Consider the following 21,095-nt stretch of genomic DNA (forward strand, 5'->3'; position numbering starts at 1 on the left):
AGAGTGTTATAGATCAGAGTCGTATTTATCGCCAGACAGTCTTTAGCCCAGTTCTTAGCGTTGATACAAAGGTCGCCAATGAAGGATCTTTCTCAGCGTTTTGCTTATGCCTGCCGATGAAAATCCACTCATCTTCTGCCCAAAAAATTCGAATTGTTTTGGGTGATTTACAGTCGAATATAACTTGATAGATTCTCGTTTCTCGCTGCTGGACGACGACGCATCGCTCAAGGCAAACCAACAGTCGTTGCCCTGACTCCAGGGTCGGAGCATTGAGCGGGAGGCGCTTCTCAATTTCTGTTTTCCGCATGATGACTGTCGTCCTTAAAATTCAGAAAACCGTACGCGTTGAATCAAAAGCAAGTGAGATCCGCTGCTAGGTACTCATCTGGAGCCATTGCGCATGACGCCATATGTGCTCTTCAAGGTGGTAATCATCACGGTCAAGTAAACCATTTTGGAGCCTGTGCAGACAATCACGTTCAAGGCCCTGAATTGATAGCTCGCTACTTATTGTGAGAGTCCTTTGGTCCACTTATTCTCGATCTGGCCGGCAAATCCTGTTATCGCGGGAAACCGGCCGCATGGTCGCGCGCCTTCAAAGCCATGGCATTGGGCGGACCCACTCGGACCCACGTGGCTCAGGTGCTTCGACAGTCCTGCTCATGACTAGCCTCCAAGGGTTCATATGTGCATAATATTATCATGCAGTGATAATAAAAAGGCAATCTACTCGCCCTTGCTTCAGGCAGGGCGAGGTCTTTTGATCGATTGCCGGGAGGCAAAGACATGCATGAGAACAGCAATACGTGAGCGCTTGGAGACCCGTATGAAACGTGAGGACGTAAAAACCAAACACGCTGAAGGCATTCAGTTTGATACCCATTTGATTGCCAACCCGGCTAACACCCAGGAGTGGATCGCCTTCTTTAAAAAGGATGCAGGAAGAAGCTTCTTCCTGGTCAATGACAACGAAGAAATCGAACCCTTTCGGTACCTTGATGATTTGATTCATGAGCTGCGAGAAATCGGTATCAAGGTTGCTGAAATTCATTTTTGAATTCTTTTCCTTGGAGTGTCGTCATGTCCGTCAGAATCGAGCATCTGTCTAGTCAGAGTGAAGATCTATGGTCCGTGTGTATTGGAACCAGGCGCATTCAATTCCGCAATGAGCAGGGTGCAAAAGATTACGCAGCAAAGCTAAAAGAGCGTATTGAAGCTCCGCACTCATACCCTCGTGCATTGCCGTCCGCCTACAAGCGCGGTTGCAGCAAGTAATAATGCTTAATGACTTTCTATTAACGCTAAAGTTACGGTAACAAAATATTGTTTCTTTCGTAGAGTGCTGTGGAACTTAGTAAGTCGAATTAATTTTCATGCCGCGTTCCTGCAATTGCACAGCATTCGGCGAATGAGCACCCGCCCAACCAGTCTCTGGTGTTCATAATGAGGGTATAAAGTACAACTATGAAGCCTGCACTAATTGCTATGTCACGAACTGCGGGAAAGTTGGCTGCGGAGGTTCTGAGCATGATTGCGCCTCACGCCAGACCCGGGGTTTCGACCAATGAGCTTGATAAGCTCTGCCATGACTTTATTGTCAACGTGCAGAAGGCCACTCCAGCCAATATCGGTTATCACGGGTTCCCCAAAACCTTGTGCACCTCCATCAATCATGTCGTATGCCACGGAATCCCGTCAGATAAAGAGCTCTCGGATGGCGATATCCTCAATATTGATGTCACGGTGCTCAAGGATGGTTGGTTCGGTGATACAAGCCGCATGTATTTTGTCGGCGAGCCAAGCGCAGAGGCTCGTCGGCTGGTGGACACGACCTATGAGGCGATGTGTGCCGGCATTCATGCAGTAGGCCCCGGTGCCACGCTCGGTGATGTCGGTCACGCCATTCAAACCGTGGCGCACCGTGAAGGCTATAGCGTAGTGCGTGACTACTGTGGACATGGCATTGGCATGGTTTACCACGATGAGCCACAGGTCCGTCATTTTGGTAACCCTGGTGAAGGCATGAGACTGAAACCGGGCATGATTTTCACAATCGAGCCAATGCTCAATGCTGGAAAGCACGGTGTTAGAACGCTGGGGGATGGCTGGACCGTGATCACCAAGGATCTTTCGCTCTCGGCCCAGTGAGAACATATGGTCTTGGTCACCCGCGATGGCTTTGAGGTTTTGACTGCGTGGCCGGATCAGCCCGTGGAGTATAAGAAGATTTAATCCAGCAGACTGTCCTACTGGTAGGTCAGAGTGGAGCACACGTAGAAAATCGCCAGCTCGTACTGAGCTGGCGACTCGGACGGAGCGCGTGTTTGTTGATTCTCTATTTAGTCACGCAAGTAGGCCACCAAGGCGTCAGCGAAGGACTCAGTTGTACCGGTCCCTCCCATATCGGGTGTCACTTGATCGCAGGAGCTTTTCAGAACAACGCGGATAGCTGTACGAATGCGTGTCCCTTTGTCCACCATGCCTAGGTAATCAAGCATGTCTGCGGCAGCCAACAACAATGCACATGGGTTCGCGATGTTCTTGCCAGCGATGTCCGGTGCCGAGCCGTGGACCGCTTCGAAGATGGCCGCATCGGCGCCGATGTTCGACCCCGGCGCCAAGCCCAATCCACCCACCAGGCCTGCGCACAAGTCTGAAAGGATGTCGCCAAACAGGTTGGTGGTGACGATGACATCAAATTGATGGGGATTCATCACCAGCTGCATACAGGCGTTATCGACGATCATCTCGTGGAATTCGATTTCCGGATAATTCGCAGCGACCTCACGCGCCACCTCAAGGAACAACCCGGAGCAAGACTTGATGATGTTGGCCTTGTGCACCGCGGTCACTTTCTTACGGCCTTTGCTACGAGCCAGCTCGAACGCATACCGCACGATGCGTTCGGAGGCAGTGCGTGTTACACGAATGCTCGCCAGAGCGACTTCGCCGTCCTCCGAAATACTTTGTCCTTCTGGTAGGTACGCTCCTTCGGTATTTTCGCGCACCGTGATGATGTCGATATCTTCGAAACGCGAACGGGTGCCAGGGAAACTGATCGCTGGTCGGACATTGGCATAGAGATCGAAGTGGCGGCGAAGGTGGACGTTGATCGATGAGAAGCCGCGGCCAATCGGCGTTGTCAGGGGGCCTTTGAGTGCGACACCATGTTTGGCGATCGTCTCTATGGACGCGGGCGGCATCAGTTGCCCATGCTGCTGCAAGGCCTCCAAACCGGCCTCAACGAAGTCGTACTGAAGATTGCAGTCAAGGGCATCGAGTACGCGTAGCGTCGCTTGCATGATCTCAGGGCCGATGCCGTCACCCTTGATGATTGCGATAGTTTTGCTCATGGTCTCTTCCTTAACAGCGCTTTGTCAGCCGCTGTATTGATTGGGTAATTGAGACTGGTGTCACGAGTCTGCTGATTGGCATTGACTGTCTGGCGGCTTTCACCGCGCCAGTGTGCTGTGTTTCATCCTCCGCGCCGTGACTGCGCAGGTCATCGCGGATCAATAGACGGGCGACCTGAGTGGGTGTCAGTTCTCGCGCCGCACAAAACTACTCAAGGATGCGGCTGTAACGGGCGAGCTACCGGATCAAGGATGCTGTCATTTGCTCCATTGAAGATGCGCACAACATTAACATATAATGTTAATCGTATGTGCTGGCTAGGAGCGCTTTCATCCTGAGACGGTAAGGTGTTTGAATGTCTGTGCGTTACATGTTGAGGTAGCTTTTAGGCAGGAATAGAAGAGGACGAGTTGTGGCTCGGATCATTCTTGAAGTCGTACTACCAAGCCAAAATCGACGGACTCGCGAATGACCAAAAGCGCCCATGATCATCAGATCGATATCGTGTTCGGTCTGATAGGACTGTAAGGCGAGCTCTACTCTCCCGCCACAAATGGCTGTCCGCACGTCACATCCGGCTGATTGAAGAATGGCTCCTGCCGCATCGAGTCGTTCCAGATTCTTCGACGTGTTGGCTGCGACCATGACCAGGTGCACGGGCAGCTTTGTGAGGACTGGACTCGCTGCCAGCATTTCCACCCCCATGTGCGTGTCCTCGCTCCCGTCATAAGCAAACATCAGGCTTCGTGGTGGGTTGAAGGAGCAGGGTGTGATCAGGATCGGCTTGTGCAAAGCATGGATGATGGTTTCGAGCTGGTTGAGTCGGGGACAGAACGAGCTTTGTTTTCCCATGACAAGCCAGCGCATGTCAGTTTCCATCTCGAGTAACCGACCCAACAGTTCTCCGTCGCTTTGACGAAGCTCTGGCTGCATCACGCCATCAGCAATCGCTCTTTCTCGAGCGTTTTGCAGCATTATCAAGCCTTGCTTCAACGCCTGCTCATGGCGCTTTTCGTCCAGTGACATAGCTTCTAGCACGTGCGCCAGGCTGCCGGGCCGTATCTCTACGCCAGCGGGGCGTTCTACAACATTCAGGAGGGTTAACGGCAATACAAAGTTGAGACTGGCCCAAGCGGCGTAGTCGCAGACGGCCGGAGATGTATTTGAACTGTCGATACAGGCCAATATGTGGGTCATCACAACCCTCATCTCGATGATCTTGAAGAGCCGATCACCACGCAGGCTATAAACGAAAAATACCCGCTCGGCGAGGGCGCCGCTTTTAGCGTTCCAACGAGTGGGACCCGTCGCTGGACACCTGGCACGTCATATATAGAGACGATCAACGTAGTGAAATTCCAGTATAGCAACGCCTGGAAAGCTGCTTGCAGGCAAGCTGCTCACTTTCGCATGACGCGGCGGACAAAAAGCCTGGCGTCATCAACGGCAGGCACGATCGCCAGCGTCACCAGAACCATCGCGAGCGGTACCGTTGAGATATAACCAATGTGCTTGAACCCAAAGGCACCCACCACGCCGCCAAAAAAGAAATTCAGCGCAAGCAGTATCAGTATTTTGAGTCGGGTCCGATTGGCGAGAACTTTTGGATGCTTCGATGTGTTGACGGCATTCCAATAAAAGAGTTTCCCAAACTCAATACCGATATCCGTGATGATGCCGGTGATGTGAGTCGTTCGGATTTCGGCTTTGGAAATTTTGGTAATCACCGCGTTTTGTAGCCCCATGATGAAACACAGCAGCATCACGGTGACGGACACGAATAGACCATCCACGGTGGATAGCCGAGCTCCTAGAAAGCCAAAGCAGATGAGCAAAAAGGCTTCGAACAAGAGTGGCACTGCAAACTCGCTGTGCATGCGTCTGCGGCGGGAAAAATTGACCATGACCGCCGAGCACGCTGCCCCAATCAGAAAGGACAACAGAGCGCCGGTGCCACTGAGTACCAGGTCGTAGGCTCCCAGTACACTGTTGTCTGCCATCGAGGAGACGATGCCCGTCATGTGTGAGGTGTACTGATGCACCGCCAGGAAACCACCGGCGTTGATTGCCCCCGCTACGAAGGCCAAGGCAAATCCAAGATGTCGGTTTGCGTCTGTGGTACGCCGTCGCCCAGTGAGGCTCCTAACATATTTGATCGGCATTCATTCACCCCTGTCCCAAGCGTATGAGGAGCAAGAAAGCCAACCGATTATGCACATCTGATATCACCAGGTCCTCGCGATTTAGACGGGGCTGCTCGTTGAGTGTTAAATCCGCTGACTGTCGTTTCTTCTGATCGGTGATCAGAATTGCCTGGGATGCCAACCCTGTGTGGTGAGTACCTGCTGGGGGTAGACGGCGATCCCGAAAGCTTGACCCCGCGATCAGCCAAAAGAGGGTGATCTTGCAAATGACGGGCTGTGGATATTCAGGAGGTGCAGCGGCTGGATAATCCCTGAGTGCGACAGCTGCCAACCGTGCAAAAGGTCGTGCAACTGCGGCACATCAGCATGATTGACGTCAGCTTAGAGCGGGTAGTGCGTCGGGTAATGCAGCTTCGCAACGCCGGTGTCGATAGCGGCCTTGGCCACTGCGCCGGCTATTGCTCCGAGCAGGCGAGCATCAAGCGCTTTGGGAAGAATGTAATCGCGCCCAAACTCAAGCTTATCGACGTTGAACGCTTGCAGCACTTCCGCAGGGGTTGGCTCTTTGGCCAATTGTCGCAGTGCTTCCACCGCCGCAATTTTCATCGCTTCGTTGATCCGGGTTGCCCGAACATCCAAGGTCCCGCGGAAGATGAACGGAAAGCCCAGAACGTTATTAACCTGGTTCGGGTAGTCAGAACGACCGGTCGCCATGATCAGGTCATCACGTGTGGCCATGGCCAGCTCGTAGCTAATTTCAGGATCCGGGTTCGAGCAGGCAAATACGATCGGATTGGGTGCCATCGCTGCCAGTGCTTCAGCCGGAAGGAGATTGGCTCCAGACAGACCGACAAACACGTCAGCACCGTTCATGGCTTCCATCAGTGTACGAGGGCCACCGTCGTTAACGAACTGTGCTTTGTATTGATTGAGGTCTTCCCGAGCGGAGTGGATGACACCGGTGCGGTCGACCATGTACAGATTGCTTTTTTGGGCGCCGAGACTAAGCAGCAGGCGCATGCAGGCAGTGGCGGCGGCACCAGCGCCGAGGCAAACAATTCTCGCGCTCTCCAGGGTTTTGCCCTGAATCTCCAGCGCATTGAGCATGCCGGCAGCGGTGACGATGGCAGTACCGTGTTGGTCGTCATGGAAGACCGGGATGCTGCACTGTTCGATCAGTGCTTCTTCGATTTCAAAGCACTCAGGGGCTTTGATGTCTTCCAGGTTGATGCCACCAAAGGTGTCGGCAATGCGCACGACAGTATCGATAAAGGCCTGGGAACTCTCAGCATTGACTTCGATATCGATCGAGTCTATGCCGGCAAAACGTTTGAACAGCAACGCTTTGCCTTCCATGACCGGCTTACTGGCCAAGGGGCCTAGATTGCCGAGTCCCAGAATGGCAGTGCCGTTGGTGATCACGGCCACCAGATTCCCTTTTCCAGTAAAGCGATAGGCGTTCTCCGGATCCTTCGCTATTTCGCGAACGGGCTCGGCTACGCCTGGGCTGTAGGCCAGTGCGAGTTGGGCGGCTGTGTCGGCGGGCTTGGTCAGCTCAATGCTGATTTTCCCTGGGGTTGGGAATTCGTGGTAATCCAGTGCAGCCTTCTTGAAGTCGGTAGTCATGCGATCCCCTAATTAGACGTTGATTACAATGCCATGTTAACACTATTATAATGCAAGGCAACGAGGTCCTAACCCACAGACCAGGGTCAAATTGCCGGCTTGAACGCTGCTGATGAAGGGGTTTGTCAGCCAGCGGACCAACTCTATTGACCCTAAGACTTCAGGGCGGGCCTGTATTTCTTGGTCAATAGAAATCCTCCTATGCTTGAACCCGTCTTAGGCCACCTAGTGTGGCCATTTTTTTGCGCGTTCGAATGCCCCAAAGTGCCACGCCCTAAGCGCGGCACATCGGAATTCAGAGTTTTCTCATCGCTTCTTGGATTTGATCTCTCACCAGTCTTGATAGTGCGTTAAATGACTGATCTGACTTCGTCTCTGACGGTGCCGCAGAGATAACTTGGTATGAAACGTGTCATTCATTTTCTGGCAGTCGGATACCCAAGTTTTGAGGATTCATGCTAGAAGCAGGACCAAGACCGGCCGACAGCGTTTAGCCGATTGCTGTCTGTGGCTACCCCCAGTTCTCTACCGATAATGGCTACGAAACGTGTTGGTCACATCCGATGCAATCGGCGGTCATATCGAATGAATGACTGGTCAGTTCGAATGCAAACAGGTGGTCAAGTGGAGTGCAATTTCGCACGCTGGGTTCGGCATTGGTCAGGCTCCTTTGCGGAGGTGGTTGGTTTCTTGTGCAGCGTCGATGTCGAGTCTCCTGTAGTGGTCTAATGAAACCGGACACCCATTTAGGCGAGAATGCTCGCCAGATCGAGGTGTCAGATGACCAAACAACGCCGTTCCTTTTCTGCTGAATTCAAACGCGAGGCTGCCGACCTTGTGCTCAAGCAAGACTACAGCTACATCGAAGCCAGCCGTTCACTCGGCGTCGGCGAGTCGGCACTACGCCGCTGGGTCAGTCAGGTTCAGCAGGAGCGCAAAGGCGTTACCCCGCAGAGCAAAGCGCTGACACCGGAACAGCAGAAAATCCAGGAGCTGGAAGCCCGGATCGCCCGCCTTGAACGGGAAAAATCGATATTAAAAAAGGCTACCGCGCTCTTGATGTCGGAAGATCACGAGCGTACGCGCTGATCAATCAGCTGAGCGTCCATGAGCCGGTTGATTGGCTGTGCAAAGTGTTTGAAATCAACCGCTCAAGCTACTACGCCTACCGCCTCAAGCGCCGAACGCCTGATGTCGAACGGCTTCGGTTGCGCAGCCGGGTGAGCGAGTTGTTTTCACAAAGTCGCAGTGCTGCCGGCAGCCGTAGCCTTCTCTCGTTGATGCGTGACGATGGTGAGCAACTCGGTCGGTTCAAAGTGCGCAGCTTGATGCGTGAGCTTGACCTCGTCAGCAAACAGCCAGGTTCTCATGCCTATAAACGAGCAATGGTTGAACGGTTGGATATCCCGAACATCTTGAATCGGGAGTTCGATGTCCCGGCACCCAACCAGGTGTGGTGCGGCGACATCACCTACATTTGGGCCCAGGGGAAATGGCACTATCTGGCGGTCGTGCTGGATCTTTGCGCGCGCCGGGTGGTGGGCTGGGCATTGTCGGAAAAGCCGGACGCCGAGTTGGTTATCAAGGCACTGGATATGGCCTACGAGCAACGTGGAAGGCCTCAGGGCCTGCTGTTTCACTCGGATCAAGGGTCGCAGTATGCGAGTCGTTTATTTCGCCAGCGGCTGTGGCGTTATCGAATGCGCCAGAGCATGAGTCGCCGGGGAAATTGCTGGGACAACGCGCCGATGGAGCGGGTGTTCCGCAGCTTGAAAACCGAATGGATACCGACTCTGGGTTACAGAACTGCTCAAGAGGCCCAGCGCGATATCAGCCATTTCTTGATGCATCGGTACAACTGGATTCGACCCCATCAATTCAACGGTGGGCTGGCGCCAGCTCGGGCCGAAGAAAAACTTAACGTCGTGTCCGGGATTAGTTGACCACTACACTCCCGTTTAAATTGGGGAGCCCGTAGAATTCGGAAATAAATCGTACGTTAAGGTTTTCCGAATTCGGCGGGCTTCCCTTCTAGAGGCATTCAGGCGGATTGCCATATAGCTTGAGAAGTTCTTCCACCACATCGCTATCAGGAGATCGCCAGATATCTTCGTTGCCTTTGTCCACCATAGAGCTCGATGAACTCAGGTACAGCCTATACTTACTGGTTAGTACTCGGTCTGCTGGAGGCGTGCGGTCCACCCGACGATAATCCTTCTGCTCAGTGCCACACTTCCAGCCTCTGGGCGTTAGGTGCCACTCTGTCCACTCGTCACTGGTTGGCATGCCGCACGCCTCTGGTTAACAATCTGCTCGATTTCATGCTGTTCTTCCTTATGTATCACCAGCTGCTTACATTTGATCCGCGTACTTCGACAATTGCGTGAGTCCGTGACCCAGTTGCGTAGGGGCCACTGCGTGGGTCATTAAGTCCAGATCAGCGTTGATCAGTGGTCTGGGTTGGGAGCGTGGTGAATTCGCGGAAAGGTATGCGGTGCGTCGATTCTTTCTTTAAGTGTGGCCGCATAGTCCTTCGCCCCTTGCTCGGTACGAAATTGAATGCTGCGGCTACCGAAACAAACAGACCAAGGCTCTTCGCTTTGACCGGACAGATGCTCAATTTTTACTGACATGATCAAGCTCCCTGAGTGTAACTATCAGAAATGAACTTCGGCGGACTTGATACCCAGCTCGCGAAGCTCATGGATCAGGTCATCGAGGCGTCCAAATGACTCAATCTCCTCGTTGTCATTGACCAGAAAATAGCTTCTTCCTGCATCCTTTTTGAAAAGAATGATCCACTCGTGCGTGTTGGCCGGGTTGGCGATCACATGCGTGTCGAAGTGCATGCCTTCACCGTGTTTGGTTTTGACGTCTTCGCGTTTCATGCGGGGTCTCCGGACATGTGGTTTAGCTCTCTTTGCACCGAATCTACAGCGTCGCAGGTGTCGAACCGAGGCTAGGCCAATTGCTTTGCTATTATCACTACGTGTGAATAGTATGCACATGCCACCAGAGCGAGGCTAGTCATGATTGCGATACGAGAAGCTTGGAAAGCGGGCTTGTTAGGACGCGAGCACTGGCTTCGAAATATCGTCTCAGGAGTCATCGTCGGCGTCGTGGCGCTGCCCTTGGCCATGGCATTTGCCATCGCTTCTGGCGTCAAGCCGGAACAGGGGATCTACACGGCCATTGTGGGTGGTTTGCTGGTTTCGCTGTTCGGTGGAAGCCGGCTTCAGATTGCCGGCCCCACAGGGGCGTTCATCGTCATTCTGGCCAGCGTGACGGCCAAGTACGGCGTTGATGGCTTGCAGATCGCGACAATGATGGCCGGGGTAATTTTATTACTGCTCGGTATCACCAAGCTTGGCGCACTCATCAAGTTCATCCCTGACCCCGTGATTGTGGGATTCACCGCCGGCATCGGGGTGATCATTTGGGTCGGGCAATGGAAAGACTTTTTGGGCTTGCCGAAAATCAGTGGTGACCATTTCCACGAGCGGCTGTGGCACCTCATCCAGGCGCTGCCCAGCCTTCATGTACCCACAACACTGTTAGCGCTTTTGAGCGTGGCGTTGGTGATACTCGCACCTAAAATACCAGGCGTAAGGCGTGTCCCCGGCCCCTTGATTGCTATGGTCGTTGTGACGGCGTTGCATTCCTATTTTCAATTCGACGGCGTGGCCACGATCGGAAATGCATTTGGAGGAATTCCTCAAGGACTGCCCAAAATTGGCCTTCCTGAAATAACGCTGCCGCAGGTCATTGAGTTGATTGGCCCTGCGTTTGCGATCGCGATGCTCGGGGCGATCGAGTCGCTGCTGTCTGCTGTTGTGGCCGACGGGATGGCCGGTACCAAACATGACTCCAATCAGGAGTTAATCGGACAAGGCATTGCTAACCTGGTTACACCTCTGTTTGGTGGCTTTGCTGCGACAGGCGCGATAGCTCGAACAGCGACCAACATCCGCAATGGTGGCAACAGTCCAATCGCGGGTTTTACGCACACCCTCACGTTGATTTTATTAATTTTCTTCTTGGCGCCTCTGGCTTCGGATATCCCGCTGTGTGCATTGGCTGCGATCTTATTCGTGGTCGCTTACAACATGAGCGAACTGAAGCACTTCAAACGCATGGTCAAACGAGCCCCCCAAGCCGACGTTGCCATCCTGTTAATTACCTTCAGCCTAACCGTTTTCAGTGATCTGGCGATTGCAGTGAATATCGGAGTCATTCTCGCCATGCTGCAATTTATGCGTCGGATGGCGTCTTCTGTGGAGATTCAGTTGATGGTCGAAAAAGAGCTGGAGGTAGAGTTACGTATGAATGGGCATGTGCACCTTCCCCCCGGTATTTTGGTTTACACCATTGAGGGGCCCCTCTTCTTTGGCGCAGCAGAAACCTTTGAGCGGGTTTTGGCTCAAACGCACACCGATCCCGGGACGTTGATTATTCGCTTGAAGCGGGTGCCGTTCATGGACATCACGGGCTTACAGACGCTGCTCGAGGTTATTGAGCAGCTGCGCAAGCGCAGCATCGTCGTGAAGTTGTGTGAAGCCAACGAGAAAGTCCTTGGCAAGCTCGACAGGGCAGGGATTCTTCAGGCGCTCGGCTCAGAGCATTATCATGCCGACTTCAGTGGTGCACTGGGCAGTTATGTCGAGATCGACAAGACCCAAGGCTAGAGATGGGGTGCAGTAGGCTAAGAAGGAGCGATGATCAGGCATTTGTCATGCCCGCTCATGCGCAGATGAATCACTTACCATTGGCAGCAATTCTACTTTTGGTGGAGTAGGACACGCCATGCGACTCCAGGTAGTCCCGAATAAGCTGACGAACGACCTGTGAGGGCGTTATATCCTGAGATGCACATAGCTCCTCAAGCGCTTTTTTCTTGACGGGATCAATGAGCACAGTCAATCGTGCAGTCTTATTTTCCATGGTGATGCCGGTACCCTAAAACGGTCGATGATAATCAAATTATAATAGCCGGAGATTTATTTGTCACCGGTTAGGTTCGTTACCGTCAGCTAGATTGGCCGTGGTCAAAAGGTGGCACCGAACAAACGCCTGCCAGCGATCACTGTGCGCCTTGACCGTGCCGTAATGCCCGCCGCCAAACAGATCGCGCAACGCCTGTGGCCCGGCATAACTCAGTTGTCGTCCATAGCCAAAATTTCGCCCATCCCGTCTACCGACCAATGCCATGATCAAACTCCTCTCGAAGCCAAAACCTTTGAAACTTTCCCCACGTCATCCCGCCAAGAATGTTGAGTGTTATCAGGGATCAAGGCCCCTGCGACCTGTGAGGGGTGTCCACTAACGCGGGACTGACGGCTCCTTACGACCGGGAGCTTGGGCATCTCATGATCTGGCCTCCTGAGCACTTCCGAAGAAGTGGGCGGGTGGAGGCTACACTGGCTGACGAGACCGGCGCCGCGAGATCCTGAGTCAGGTGAAGACAGTGATGCGATGACCGGGGCATGCCTGACTGTCAGTCAGGTGCAGTCCATTCCGTGGGCTGCGGCACCATCATCTGCATCGCTGTTGCTGGTGACTTCGGTGTTTGTCACGCCGATTGTCACGAGGGGGAATGCCGCAAAGCCTTGTGCGAGTTGGGCTGCAGCATCGGTAGGAGCGCCCGTCTCTTTCCGGGAGAAAGAGACGGGCGCAGGTTGGCGCAAGGAAATGGCCAAGCGGATAGGTTGCTGCAGAGTAGCTATGAAAGGGGCTGAGTTGCCGCAGTGGGCGCACTGGTAAAAGTAGGCATCCATCACATCGCTGTGACCGTGCGAGCCGCCGGACGCTAATCGCACTTTGGGAGAACCACCACGGTGTGGCGTAGCCTTAAAGGTTCTGGCTACCTGGGTTGCTGTCAACGACAGCGCTTGCCCGATCTTTTCTACGCCTGTGGAGAATTCGGGTCAAGGCTCGAATTTTCGGGAGTTCTGCGGCGGTGGATGAAATTATCCACCGGTGTAAATCCGTGGTTTTCCACAGACAGTTGCGTGGGCTTTAGATTTTTTAAGTGAGGTCCATCCAAACAGGGCGGCTTTGCAGCCCTGTTTGGATGGACCCGCGTGGACAAGCGGATCACTGTGATATGAGGGTCGAGCGCTTACTCAGTTGCGCCACGTTTTGCTTTTAGTCGAGTGACGTTCGTACCCGTCTGATTGGCAAATTCGCGTGGGCTGGCATGCTTCTGCTGATTAGCCTCCAGGTACCGGCTCCACCAGTTCATGATCAGCCTGCGCTCCTCGATGAATTCGGCCTTGTGGATGTAAGCGGCGCGGACGTTGTTGCGTTCCTTGTGGCTCATCTGCCTTTCAATGGCTGTGTCCGTCCACAAACCCGACTCGATCAGTGCGCTGCAGGCCATCGAGCGAAACCCATGGCCGCAGATCTCGGTTTTGGTGTCGTACCCCATTTTTCGAAGCGCGCTGTTCACCGTGTTTTCGGACATTGGTTTCCAAGACTTGGTATCGCCCGCAAACACCAGGTCGAATTTGCCGGTGATTGCGTGGATCTGCTCGAGCAGGGCGACCGCTTGCGGCGATAAGGGTACGCCTTCCAACGCTGGTCGCGTGTCGGGTATCTCCCAGACGCCACGTTTGAGGTCGAACTCGCTCCAGCGGGCGAAGCGCAGCTCGCTGGAGCGTACAAACACGTGCAGCGACAGCAAGACCGTCAGCCGGGTAAGTGCGCGGCCTTTATAGGTGTTGATCCGCTCCTGCAGTTCCGGCAAGCGCGATAAGGATAAAGCGGGGCGCGGTGGACGACCCGCGAGGCTTTGATCGAGCCTACGAGGTCGTAAGCAGGGTTTACGGTGATAAGGCGGAGGCGCTTTGCCTCGCGCATTATGCTCTGCAGGTAGTTTTGTACCCTTAAAGCAATGTCTATCGTTCCGCGCTTCTTGATCGCTTCCAGGGGCCGCAAAAGATCGTGGGTATCTAGGTCGACAATTGCGCGGGCGCCGATCAGCGGGAAGAGGTGAGTCTTGAGGCGACTCATCACTGTCTTGGAATAGTCCGGTGCCCACTTGGCTGACATTTCCGTGTGCCAGGCGAGGGCAACGCTTTCAAAGGTGCGGCCTTTGATCAGAGCTTCCGCCTTGGCTTGGTTCTTGGCTCCTATGGGGTCAATGCCATCCACCAGCATTCGCTTGACCTCCAAGCGCTTACGGCGCGCATCGGCGAGGCCAACGATGGGGTAGTTGCCGAATGAGGTCAGTCCTTCCCGGCCATCAGGTTTGACGTATCTGAGACGCCAGCCTTTGCGGCCATTGGGTTGGACTAGAAGGTAAAGTCCGTCACCGTCGAAAAGCTTGTAGGCGCAGTCTGTGGGCTTGGCCGAACGGCAAGCGGAATCGGAGAGTGGAGCAGTGGTGCGCGACATAAGGGTACTCCCTTTTATCGAACTGAACTTTATCCCAAACTCCACCCTTAAAACGCCTGGTATACACCGGAATCCGACGGAACGCCAAAACGAAAAAACCCGCCAGAAGGCGGGTTTTTCGGGGGTTTCAGAGATTTTGAAAGCCTTCTCTGGAACCTTGACTGGCTCCACGACCTGGACTCGAACCAGGGACCCAGTGATTAACAGTCACTTGCTCTACCAACTGAGCTATCGCGGAATGCAGTGTATGTTACTGATTGAAAAGGAGAAGTCAAGTCTCGAAGAGGTTCGGAAGAGTTTTTTCCGACGAATGCCGCAGCAATCCGGGCAATGGGCGGTTTATCGATGACTGCCGGTTACCAGAACTCCGGTACAGGTCTACCATGGTCCCCCGGAAGTGGTTTCACGCGCTGCCGGCCCTCAGCCGCAAAGGTAGTGTCATGACCACGCTCGTGTATTCAATCGAACAAGCCCTCGCCACCCAATTCAAGGTGGCCCGATGAGCATTGAACAGATCAGCCTGCCCAAAGGCGTAGGCCCGCAGGCTTCCAAGCTGTGGGATGCGATCACCCAGGCCGGCTCGGCCGATGAGTTGAATCGGGCGGGCGGCAAGGCCGAAGGTTTTGTGCTGGGGCTGGAAAGCGCTAAAGCAATCAAAAGCCAGGTGGCTGAGTCGCTGTATGTGGCATTCGACAACGCTGCCAGCCAGCGCTCGAGCGAACTGGCAGGCTAACGGCTTCAGCCGAACGTCACTGTGCCGAGCATGAACTTCGCGGCCAGCGAAGTGGCGGCCAGTTGCACCAGCCATAGCGCCATACCGCCGAGGAACACCCCCAGGGCAATTTGCCAGACCAGTCCGCTGCTGCTGCGTTTGTTATGAGTGCGGGGGGTGTAGCTCTCCAGCTCATCGCGGTCAGCGCGCAAATTATCGTTTTTCATGGAATCTCTCGAAAGGGAAGGGCGCCTGGCGCTCTGAATTCACCGCTGGGTAAAAATCCCACAGGCTGCGATCTTTGCACAGTGCGCGATTGTCTCACCGACAAAAACAAAAAGGGGAAGCCGGCTGGCTTCCCCTTGGTTTTTTCTCGTCTGTGGCTTAGATCACCTGAACGATGGCCTTGGTCACTACTTCGATGTTGTTCTGGTTCAGCGCGGCAACGCAGATGCGCCCGGTGTCCAGGGCGTAGATACCGAATTCGGTGCGCAGGCGGGTGACTTGCTCAACGGTCAGGCCGGAGTAGGAGAACATCCCGCGCTGGCGACCGACGAAACCGAAGTCGCGTTTGGCGCCGTGCAGCGCCAGCAGATCGACCATCTGCATGCGCATGCCACGGATGCGCAGGCGCATTTCAGCCAGTTCCGATTCCCACTGGGCGCGCAGTTCCGGGCTGTTCAACACAGCGGCAACGATGCTCGCACCGTGGGTCGGCGGGTTGGAGTAGTTGGTGCGGATCACGCGTTTGACTTGCGACAGCACTCGCGCGCTTTCTTCTCTCGATTCGCTGACGATCGACAGGGCGCCAACGCGCTCGCCATACAATGAGAAGGATTTGGAGAACGAACTGGAAACGAAGAAGGTCAAGCCCGATTCGGCGAACAGACGTACAGCGGCGGCGTCATCGTCGATGCCGTCGCCAAAGCCCTGATAGGCCATGTCGAGGAACGGCACCAGATTTTTCGTCTTGACCACTTCCAGCACGTTTTGCCAGTCAGCCGGACTCATGTCTACGCCGGTCGGGTTGTGGCAGCAGGCATGCAGCACCACGATCGAGCCCGCAGGCAGGGCATTCAGGTCTTCGAGCAGGCCGGCACGGTTCACATCGTTGGTGGCTGCGTCGTAATAACGATAGTTCTGCACCGGGAAGCCGGCGGTTTCGAACAGCGCGCGGTGGTTTTCCCAGCTTGGGTCGCTGATGGCGACCACGGCGTCAGGCAACAGCTGCTTGAGGAAGTCGGCGCCGATTTTCAGCGCGCCGGTACCGCCGACGGCCTGGGTGGTAATAACCCGGCCAGAGGCGATCAGCGCTGAGTCAGCGCCGAACAGCAGCCTTTGCACGGCCTGGTCGTAGGCGGCAATGCCATCGATCGGCAAGTAGCCGCGGGAAGCGTGTTGAGCCACGCGAATCGTCTCGGCTTCGGCAACGGCACGCAGGAGTGGAATTTTCCCATCCTCGTTACAGTAGACACCGACCCCCAGATTGACCTTGTTGGTGCGGGTATCGGCGTTGAATGCTTCGTTGAGGCCCAGGATTGGATCGCGTGGTGCCATTTCGACAGCGGAGAACAGGCTCATTTTTGCGGCGGCTCTGAATGGGGTGTGGAGGGACGTGTAGCGCTCCAGCCGAATGCACTAGAGCGGTGCACAAACGGGGAGCTAGTATAGAGACCATCACAGATCGCGGCGACAGCCAATTGGGCTTTTCGGGCAGCTTTTTCGGTTTATTTTTCGACTGTTAATCATATTGTAGCGTCCAATGGATGTTGGGCATGCAGGACGTTCGGCTTGAAACCCGTGGCATTTGCCTCCACATCCAGCACAATCAAGTTTTTTCCGACGACATTGGTCGTTTTCGCTCGTTCTCGTTCCTGTTCGGTGTGGCCTTGCAGGAGTGAACCAGAGGTACGTTATGTCTGACTTCCAGCTAGTCACCCGCTTCGAGCCCGCTGGCGATCAGCCGGAAGCCATTCGCCTGATGGTCGAAGGCATCGAGGCCGGGCTGGCGCACCAGACGCTGCTCGGCGTGACCGGTTCTGGCAAGACCTTCAGCATCGCCAACGTGATCGCCCAGATCAACCGCCCGACCCTGGTGCTGGCGCCGAACAAGACCCTGGCGGCGCAGTTGTACGGGGAGTTCAAGGCGTTCTTCCCGAATAATGCGGTGGAGTACTTCGTTTCCTACTACGACTACTACCAGCCTGAAGCCTACGTGCCGTCTTCCGACACCTTTATCGAGAAAGACGCCTCGATCAACGACCACATCGAACAGATGCGCCTGTCCGCGACCAAGGCGTTGCTGGAGCGCAAGGACGCGATCATCGTCACCACGGTCTCGTGCATCTATGGTCTGGGCAGTCCGGAAACCTATTTGAAGATGGTGCTGCACGTGGATCGCGGCGACAAGCTCGACCAGCGTGCCTTGCTGCGCCGGCTCGCCGACCTGCAATACACCCGTAACGACATGGAGTTCGCTCGTGCGACCTTTCGGGTGCGCGGCGACGTGATTGATATCCACCCGGCGGAATCCGATTTTGAAGCGATCCGCATTGAGCTCTTCGATGATGAAGTCGAGAAGATTTCCGCCTTCGATCCGTTGACCGGCGAAGTGACCCGCCAGCTGCCGCGTTTCACTTTCTATCCGAAAAGCCACTACGTGACGCCACGGGACACCCTGCTGGGGGCCATCGAAGGGATCAAGGTCGAGCTTCAGGAGCGCCTGGAATACCTGCGTTCCAACAATAAACTGGTGGAAGCGCAGCGCCTTGAACAGCGCACCCGTTTTGATCTGGAGATGATTCTCGAGCTGGGTTACTGCAACGGCATCGAAAACTACTCGCGCTACCTGTCGGGTCGTGAATCCGGTGAGGCACCACCGACCTTGTTTGACTACTTGCCGGCCGATGCCTTGCTGGTGATCGACGAGTCCCATGTCAGCGTGCCGCAGGTCGGCGCCATGTACAAAGGCGACCGTTCGCGCAAGGAAACCCTGGTGGAGTACGGCTTCCGCTTGCCGTCGGCGCTGGACAACCGGCCGATGCGTTTCGACGAGTTTGAAAGTATCAGTCCGCAGACCATTTTCGTTTCGGCAACCCCCGGTAACTATGAGGCCGAGCACGCCGGTCGAGTGGTCGAGCAGCTGGTACGGCCGACCGGTCTGGTGGACCCGCAAATCGAGATCCGTCCGGCGCTGACTCAGGTCGATGATTTGCTCTCGGAAATCGGCAAGCGGGTGGCGCTGGGCGAGCGGGTGCTGGTGACTACGCTGACCAAGCGCATGTCCGAAGACTTGACCGATTACCTGGCTGACCACGGTGTGCGGGTGCGCTACTTGCACTCGGACATCGACACGGTGGAGCGGGTCGAAATCATCCGCGATCTGCGCCTGGGTACTTTCGATGTGCTGGTGGGGATCAACCTGCTGCGCGAAGGCCTGGACATGCCGGAAGTGTCGCTGGTGGCAATTCTCGACGCGGACAAGGAAGGTTTCCTGCGCTCCGAGCGTTCGCTGATCCAGACCATTGGCCGTGCGGCGCGTAACCTCAATGGTCGGGCGATTCTCTACGCCGACCGCATCACCGGTTCCATGGAGCGGGCGATGGGTGAGACGGAACGCCGTCGCGACAAGCAGATCGCCTTCAACCTGGCCAACGGCATTACCCCCAAAGGCGTGTTCAAGGACGTCGCGGACATCATGGAAGGCGCCACTGTGCCGGGTTCGCGCAGCAAAAAGCGCAAAGGCATGGCCAAGGCCGCCGAGGAAAACGCCCGCTACGAAAACGAACTGCGTTCGCCAGGCGAGATCTCCAAGCGCATCAAACAACTGGAAGAGAAAATGTACCAGCTGGCGCGCGATCTGGAATTCGAAGCCGCCGCACAAATGCGCGATGAAATCGGCAAGCTGCGGGAGCGGTTGATGGTGGTGTGATGGGGCCGATGGAACCCTTGTAGGAGCTGCCGCAGGCTGCGATCTTTTCAGGGGACAGCACGGCGTCCAGGCGGATGCCAAGATCAACAGATCGCGCCCTGCGGCAGCTCCTACAGGGTGTGCGGCGAATCAATGCGCCTCCCTCAGCCTTGAGCCCTGCTGGCAATGCCTTGGCTTAAATGCCCTGCTCACTGGAGCCGGGCGGGTGTCGCCTGTTACCATTCGCCCCCTGTTTCATCTTCGCTTTTCATATTCCTTCCGAGACATGCCATGACCACCGTCCGCACTCGCATCGCGCCATCGCCTACCGGCGATCCCCATGTCGGCACCGCTTACATCGCTTTGTTCAACTACTGCTTTGCCAAGCAGCATGGCGGTGAGTTCATCCTGCGGATCGAAGACACCGATCAATTGCGCTCGACCCGCGAGTCCGAGCAGCAGATTTTCGATGCCTTGCGCTGGCTGGGCATCGACTGGAGCGAAGGCCCGGACGTCGGCGGCCCCCACGGCCCGTACCGGCAGAGCGAGCGCGGTGACATCTATCAGAAGTACTGCCAGCAGCTGGTCGATCTGGGCCATGCCTTCCCATGCTTCTGTTCCGCGCAAGAGCTGGACCAGATGCGCGCCGAGCAAATGGCCCGCGGTGAAACCCCACGCTACGACGGTCGCGCACTGTTGCTCTCCAAGGAAGAAGTCGCGCGCCGTCTGGCCGCTGGCGAGCCCCACGTGATCCGCATGAAAGTGCCGACCGAGGGCGTCTGCGTGGTGCCGGACATGCTGCGTGGCGACGTCGAGATCCCGTGGGATCGCATGGACATGCAAGTGCTGATGAAGACCGACGGCTTGCCGACCTACTTCCTCGCGAACGTGGTCGACGATCATCTGATGGGCATCACCCACGTATTGCGCGGCGAAGAATGGCTGCCATCGGCGCCGAAACTAATCCTGCTCTACGAGTACTTCGGCTGGGAACAACCGCAGCTGTGCTACATGCCGCTGCTGCGTAACCCGGACAAGAGCAAGCTGTCCAAGCGCAAGAACCCGACCTCGGTGACCTTCTACGAGCGCATGGGTTTCATGCCGGAAGCCATGCTCAACTACCTGGGCCGCATGGGCTGGTCGATGCCGGACGAGCGCGAGAAGTTCTCGCTGCAGGAGATGGTCGATAACTTCGATCTGTCTCGGGTTTCCCTGGGCGGGCCGATTTTCGATGTCGAAAAACTGTCCTGGCTCAACGGCCAGTGGTTGCGCGACCTGCCGCTGGAAGAGTTCGCCAGCCGTGTGCAGGAGTGGGCGCTGAACCCTGAATACCTGATGAAGATCGCGCCGCATGTCCAGGGCCGGGTTGAAACCTTCAGCCAGATCGCCCCGCTGGCCGGCTTCTTCTTTGCCGGTGGCGTGAACCCGGACGTCAAGCTGTTCGAGTCCAAGAAGCTTTCGGGCGACCAGGTGCGTCAATTGATGCAGCTGATCCTGTGGAAGCTGGAAAGCCTGCGCCAGTGGGAGAAGGACAGCATCACCGCGACTATTCAGGCGGTGGTCGAGTCCCTGGAGCTGAAGCTGCGTGACGCCATGCCGCTGATGTTCGCCTCGATTACTGGCCAGGCCAGCTCGGTGTCGGTGCTCGACGCCATGGAAATCCTTGGCCCGGACCTGACCCGTTTCCGCCTGCGCCAGGCCATCGATCTGCTGGGTGGCGTGTCGAAAAAGGAAAACAAGGAGTGGGAAAAACTCCTGGGCGCTATCGCCTGATTCACGGCATTCCCCCGCAGGAGCTGCCGAAGGCTGCGATCTTTTGATCCTGATCTTCGGCAGCCCCAAAAGGGCAAACCTCCCATTTTCCGGGGAGAGGGCGGTAAGTGATTGTAATGCCGACAAAAAATATTGAAATTTGTTGAAAATAAGTTTGACAGCCTTGCGATACACCCTT

General features: G+C 55.5%; 16 protein-coding genes, 1 tRNA gene and 3 pseudogenes. 8 read left to right on the top strand and 12 right to left on the bottom strand.

Annotated elements, in window-relative coordinates; genetic code table 11:
• Window positions 1-829 precede the first annotated feature (829 nt).
• Both ACA064_RS08375 and map read left to right on the top strand, forming a co-directional pair.
• Window positions 830-1,060 carry a hypothetical protein gene (locus ACA064_RS08375; protein WP_150641276.1) on the top strand — a complete coding sequence of 77 codons (231 nt, stop codon included), beginning with the start codon at window positions 830-832 and terminating at the stop codon, window positions 1,058-1,060.
• A gap of 407 nt (window positions 1,061-1,467) precedes the next feature.
• A pseudogene (gene map, locus ACA064_RS08380) lies at window positions 1,468-2,235 on the top strand (type I methionyl aminopeptidase).
• A 107-nt stretch (window positions 2,236-2,342) separates the two neighbouring features.
• On the opposite strand, the gene ACA064_RS08385 reads toward map, so the two are convergent.
• The 4 genes from ACA064_RS08385 to ACA064_RS08400 all read right to left on the bottom strand — a co-directional run bounded on the left by ACA064_RS08385 (window position 2,343) and on the right by ACA064_RS08400 (window position 7,127).
• Window positions 2,343-3,356 (bottom strand): isocitrate dehydrogenase, encoded by a 1,014-nt coding sequence (locus ACA064_RS08385; RefSeq protein ID WP_305389051.1) that lies wholly within the window; start codon window positions 3,354-3,356, stop codon window positions 2,343-2,345.
• 367 nt (window positions 3,357-3,723) lie between these two features.
• On the bottom strand, window positions 3,724-4,554 hold the full coding sequence (locus ACA064_RS08390; RefSeq protein WP_497672949.1) for a universal stress protein: 831 nt from the start codon (window positions 4,552-4,554) through the stop codon (window positions 3,724-3,726).
• 203 nt (window positions 4,555-4,757) lie between these two features.
• A complete protein-coding gene (locus ACA064_RS08395) occupies window positions 4,758-5,444 on the bottom strand; it encodes a YoaK family protein (RefSeq protein WP_497672950.1) in 687 nt (228 codons plus the stop codon).
• A gap of 438 nt (window positions 5,445-5,882) precedes the next feature.
• Window positions 5,883-7,127: a malic enzyme-like NAD(P)-binding protein gene (locus tag ACA064_RS08400; protein ID WP_497672951.1), complete on the bottom strand. Its 1,245-nt coding sequence runs from the start codon at window positions 7,125-7,127 to the stop codon at window positions 5,883-5,885.
• A 780-nt stretch (window positions 7,128-7,907) separates the two neighbouring features.
• On the opposite strand from ACA064_RS08400, the gene ACA064_RS08405 reads away from it, so the two are divergent.
• Window positions 7,908-9,070 (top strand): IS3 family transposase gene (locus ACA064_RS08405; RefSeq protein WP_497669507.1). Its coding sequence is split into 2 segments (ribosomal slippage): window positions 7,908-8,163 and window positions 8,163-9,070, totalling 1,164 coding nucleotides; the frame shifts between segments, so codons are not numbered across the junction.
• Between the two features lie 504 nt (window positions 9,071-9,574).
• On the opposite strand, the gene ACA064_RS08410 is transcribed toward ACA064_RS08405, so the two are convergent.
• A complete protein-coding gene (locus ACA064_RS08410; RefSeq protein WP_497672952.1) occupies window positions 9,575-9,760 on the bottom strand; it encodes a hypothetical protein in 186 nt (61 codons plus the stop codon).
• Between the two features lie 24 nt (window positions 9,761-9,784).
• Window positions 9,785-10,015, bottom strand: coding sequence for a hypothetical protein (locus tag ACA064_RS08415; protein WP_150802557.1), 231 nt, complete (start codon window positions 10,013-10,015; stop codon window positions 9,785-9,787).
• Between the two features lie 141 nt (window positions 10,016-10,156).
• On the opposite strand from ACA064_RS08415, the gene ACA064_RS08420 reads away from it, so the two are divergent.
• Window positions 10,157-11,812, top strand: coding sequence for a SulP family inorganic anion transporter (locus tag ACA064_RS08420; RefSeq protein WP_497672953.1), 1,656 nt, complete (start codon window positions 10,157-10,159; stop codon window positions 11,810-11,812).
• Between the two features lie 70 nt (window positions 11,813-11,882).
• Here ACA064_RS08420 and ACA064_RS08425 read toward each other — a convergent pair whose 3' ends face one another.
• The 4 genes and pseudogenes from ACA064_RS08425 to ACA064_RS08440 form a co-directional block, all read right to left on the bottom strand.
• The gene (locus tag ACA064_RS08425) at window positions 11,883-12,068 is read right to left on the bottom strand and encodes a ribbon-helix-helix protein (RefSeq protein WP_497672954.1); all 186 of its coding nucleotides are present in this window, start codon (window positions 12,066-12,068) and stop codon (window positions 11,883-11,885) included.
• Window positions 12,069-12,185: 117 nt separating this feature from the next.
• Window positions 12,186-12,335: pseudogene (locus tag ACA064_RS08430) on the bottom strand (integrase domain-containing protein); the annotation flags it as partial.
• 910 nt (window positions 12,336-13,245) lie between these two features.
• Window positions 13,246-14,522, bottom strand: a pseudogene (locus ACA064_RS08435) (tyrosine-type recombinase/integrase).
• A 162-nt stretch (window positions 14,523-14,684) separates the two neighbouring features.
• Window positions 14,685-14,760 (bottom strand) — tRNA-Asn (locus ACA064_RS08440).
• A 261-nt stretch (window positions 14,761-15,021) separates the two neighbouring features.
• Between ACA064_RS08440 and ACA064_RS08445 the strand changes: the two genes are divergently transcribed.
• Window positions 15,022-15,255: a hypothetical protein gene (locus tag ACA064_RS08445; protein ID WP_150643587.1), complete on the top strand. Its 234-nt coding sequence runs from the start codon at window positions 15,022-15,024 to the stop codon at window positions 15,253-15,255.
• A 5-nt stretch (window positions 15,256-15,260) separates the two neighbouring features.
• Here the strand turns inward: ACA064_RS08445 and ACA064_RS08450 are convergent, their stop codons facing one another.
• Both ACA064_RS08450 and ACA064_RS08455 read right to left on the bottom strand, forming a co-directional pair.
• Window positions 15,261-15,461, bottom strand: coding sequence for a hypothetical protein (locus ACA064_RS08450; RefSeq protein WP_497672955.1), 201 nt, complete (start codon window positions 15,459-15,461; stop codon window positions 15,261-15,263).
• A gap of 157 nt (window positions 15,462-15,618) precedes the next feature.
• Window positions 15,619-16,815 carry an amino acid aminotransferase gene (locus ACA064_RS08455; RefSeq protein ID WP_497672956.1) on the bottom strand — a complete coding sequence of 399 codons (1,197 nt, stop codon included), beginning with the start codon at window positions 16,813-16,815 and terminating at the stop codon, window positions 15,619-15,621.
• Between the two features lie 194 nt (window positions 16,816-17,009).
• Here ACA064_RS08455 and ACA064_RS08460 point away from each other — a divergent pair, with 194 nt between their 5' ends.
• From ACA064_RS08460 to gltX, 3 genes are all read left to right on the top strand, one after another.
• Window positions 17,010-17,135 carry a hypothetical protein gene (locus ACA064_RS08460; protein WP_497672957.1) on the top strand — a complete coding sequence of 42 codons (126 nt, stop codon included), beginning with the start codon at window positions 17,010-17,012 and terminating at the stop codon, window positions 17,133-17,135.
• Between the two features lie 14 nt (window positions 17,136-17,149).
• Entirely contained in the window at window positions 17,150-19,165 is a 2,016-nt protein-coding gene (gene uvrB, locus ACA064_RS08465) for an excinuclease ABC subunit UvrB (RefSeq protein ID WP_497672958.1), read from the top strand.
• A 270-nt stretch (window positions 19,166-19,435) separates the two neighbouring features.
• Window positions 19,436-20,917 (top strand): glutamate--tRNA ligase, encoded by a 1,482-nt coding sequence (gene gltX, locus ACA064_RS08470; RefSeq protein ID WP_497672959.1) that lies wholly within the window; start codon window positions 19,436-19,438, stop codon window positions 20,915-20,917.
• Window positions 20,918-21,095: the final 178 nt, after the last annotated feature.

The organism is Pseudomonas sp. LBUM1658 (genome assembly GCF_059716055.1).

Coding starts and splice junctions, on each gene's coding strand:
- ACA064_RS08375 (WP_150641276.1), top strand. CDS start 830: ATGAAACGTGAGGACGTAAAAACCAAACACGCTGAAGGCATTCAGTTT.
- ACA064_RS08385 (WP_305389051.1), bottom strand. CDS start 3,356: ATGAGCAAAACTATCGCAATCATCAAGGGTGACGGCATCGGCCCTGAG.
- ACA064_RS08390 (WP_497672949.1), bottom strand. CDS start 4,554: ATGACCCACATATTGGCCTGTATCGACAGTTCAAATACATCTCCGGCC.
- ACA064_RS08400 (WP_497672951.1), bottom strand. CDS start 7,127: ATGACTACCGACTTCAAGAAGGCTGCACTGGATTACCACGAATTCCCA.
- ACA064_RS08410 (WP_497672952.1), bottom strand. CDS start 9,760: ATGTCAGTAAAAATTGAGCATCTGTCCGGTCAAAGCGAAGAGCCTTGG.
- ACA064_RS08415 (WP_150802557.1), bottom strand. CDS start 10,015: ATGAAACGCGAAGACGTCAAAACCAAACACGGTGAAGGCATGCACTTC.
- ACA064_RS08420 (WP_497672953.1), top strand. CDS start 10,157: ATGATTGCGATACGAGAAGCTTGGAAAGCGGGCTTGTTAGGACGCGAG.
- ACA064_RS08425 (WP_497672954.1), bottom strand. CDS start 12,068: ATGGAAAATAAGACTGCACGATTGACTGTGCTCATTGATCCCGTCAAG.
- ACA064_RS08445 (WP_150643587.1), top strand. CDS start 15,022: ATGAGCATTGAACAGATCAGCCTGCCCAAAGGCGTAGGCCCGCAGGCT.
- ACA064_RS08450 (WP_497672955.1), bottom strand. CDS start 15,461: ATGAAAAACGATAATTTGCGCGCTGACCGCGATGAGCTGGAGAGCTAC.
- ACA064_RS08455 (WP_497672956.1), bottom strand. CDS start 16,815: ATGAGCCTGTTCTCCGCTGTCGAAATGGCACCACGCGATCCAATCCTG.
- ACA064_RS08460 (WP_497672957.1), top strand. CDS start 17,010: ATGCAGGACGTTCGGCTTGAAACCCGTGGCATTTGCCTCCACATCCAG.
- uvrB (WP_497672958.1), top strand. CDS start 17,150: ATGTCTGACTTCCAGCTAGTCACCCGCTTCGAGCCCGCTGGCGATCAG.
- gltX (WP_497672959.1), top strand. CDS start 19,436: ATGACCACCGTCCGCACTCGCATCGCGCCATCGCCTACCGGCGATCCC.